This is a genomic window from Mesorhizobium sp. M4A.F.Ca.ET.090.04.2.1 (assembly GCF_003999085.1).
GTDB lineage: Bacteria > Pseudomonadota > Alphaproteobacteria > Rhizobiales > Rhizobiaceae > Mesorhizobium.
Window position 1 is genome coordinate 1 of sequence record NZ_RZOT01000772.1, and the last position, 1,881, is coordinate 1,881.

The 1,881-nt window shown below is 68.5% G+C and carries 3 protein-coding genes; 2 read left to right on the plus strand and 1 reads right to left on the minus strand.

Going from position 1 to position 1,881, the window contains the following annotated elements:
- Positions 1-304: LysR family transcriptional regulator (locus EN781_RS31605; RefSeq protein ID WP_145965752.1), on the minus strand; the 304-nt coding region annotated here is incomplete at its 3' end.
- A gap of 122 nt (positions 305-426) precedes the next feature.
- Here EN781_RS31605 and EN781_RS31610 point away from each other — a divergent pair.
- Together EN781_RS31610 and EN781_RS31615 are read left to right on the plus strand one after the other, a co-directional pair.
- Positions 427-1,608, plus strand: a complete 1,182-nt coding sequence (locus tag EN781_RS31610; protein WP_127400687.1) for an MFS transporter — start codon at positions 427-429, stop codon at positions 1,606-1,608.
- Between the two features lie 50 nt (positions 1,609-1,658).
- On the plus strand, positions 1,659-1,881 hold a 223-nt coding region (locus EN781_RS31615; protein ID WP_145965753.1), incomplete at its 3' end, for an aldo/keto reductase.

Here is a 1,881-nt window from a genome sequence, read left to right on the forward strand (position 1 = left end):
AGTTGATCCTGAGCAGACCGCGCGGCGCGGCACCGGCTGCTGCCTCGCGCTCGGCCGCCGCCATGTCGGCCAGGATGCGCACGCCGCTGTCGTGGAAGGCGGCCCCTTCCGGCGTGAGCTGCAGCCTGCGCGTCGAACGGCTGACAAGGCGGGCGCCGAGCCGCGCTTCCAGCCGCGCGATCAGCTTGCTCACCGCCGACGGCGTCATGCGCAGCGCCCGCGCCGCCGCCGAAAAGCTGCCAGCCTCGACGACGCGAACAAACACCTCGATCTCGCCAGAGCGGTTTATCTCTGATCTCGCCATCTATGAATCTATTTCATAATCGATGTGCCTCGGGCAAGTCTGGCTCACAGACGGTAGCAACACGATCTTCCGAGCCGGGACGCGGGGAAGTGCGTCCCAGCACCACCAACGGGACGATCGCCATGCCTCTTGCTCTCTATGCCCTTGCCGCCGGCGCCTTTGGCATCGGCGTCACCGAATTCGTCATCATGGGCCTGCTGCTCCAGGTCAGCGGCGACCTTGGAGTCTCGATCTCGGCCGCCGGCCAGCTGATCTCCGGCTATGCGCTGGGCGTCGTTATCGGCGCGCCGCTGCTCACCATCGCCACCGGCCGCTGGCCGCGCAAGACCGTGCTCCTGGCGCTGATGGCGATCTTCACCCTTGGCAATCTCGCCTGCGCGCTCGCTCCCGATTACTGGACGCTGATGGGCGCCCGCGTGCTCACCGCCTTTGCCCACGGCACCTTCTTCGGCGTCGGCTCGGTCGTGGCGACCGGGCTGGTCGCGCCCAACAGGAAGGCCTCGGCGATCGCGCTGATGTTCACCGGGCTGACCATCGCCAATATCCTCGGCGTCCCGTTCGGCACATGGCTCGGCCAGGCCTTCGGCTGGCGCGCCACCTTCTGGGCGGTGACGCTGGTTGGCATCGCGGCCTTCGCGGTCATCTTGGCCCTGGTGCCGCGCGAGCAGCCAGAGCCCCAGAAGAGCAATCTGCGCGCCGATCTCGCGGTGCTCGGCCGCGCACCCGTCCTGCTCGGCTTCGCCACCACCGTGCTTGGCTATGCCGGCGTCTTTGCCGTCTTCACCTACATCGCTCCGATGCTGACCGAAATCAGCGGCTTTCCGGAAGCGGCGGTGTCGCCGATCCTGCTCGTCTTCGGCGGCGGCCTCATCGCCGGCAACCTGATCGGCGGCAAGGCAGCCGATCGCTGGCTGGTGCCGTCCGTGCTCGGCAGCCTGATTGTGCTGGCGCTGGTGCTTGGCCTGATGACTATTGGCCTGCGGAGCCAGGTGCTGGCGGTCCTCTTTGCCGGCCTGCTCGGCGCCGCCGCCTTCGCCACCGTGGCGCCGCTGCAGATGTGGGTGCTGGAAAAGGCCGAAGGCGCCGGGCAGAGCCTTGCCTCCTCCTTCAACATCGCCGCCTTCAACCTCGGCAACGCCGCCGGCGCCTGGCTGGGCGGCGTGGTTATCGCGCATGGCCCCGGCCTTGGCGCCGTCACCTGGGTCGCGGCCCTGCTGCCGCTTTCGGCGCTCTGCGTCGCCGCGCTGGCGCTGCGCCTCGATCGCGCCCAGGCGCTCGGCGAGCCGGCGTCCGTCCGCACGTAGTCTGCCCGGCAAAAGCTCAACCACCCTCTCAATCCAAGCAGGAGCAAAAGATGGATTATCGACGTCTTGGCGCATCGGGCCTCAAGGTCCCGGCGCTCTCGTTCGGGGCCGGCACCTTCGGCGGTTCCGGCCCGCTGTTCGGCGCCTGGGGCAACAGCGACGCGCAAGAGGCGCGCCGGCTGCTCGACATCTGCCTCGAGGCCGGCGTCAACCTCTTCGACACCGCCGATGTCTATTCGAACGGCGCTTCGGAAGTGGTGCTGGGCGCGGCGA

Bases quoted from the DNA above. Each gene is read 5' to 3' on its own strand.
- EN781_RS31610 (WP_127400687.1), top strand. From the start codon at position 427: ATGCCTCTTGCTCTCTATGCCCTTGCCGCCGGCGCCTTTGGCATCGGC.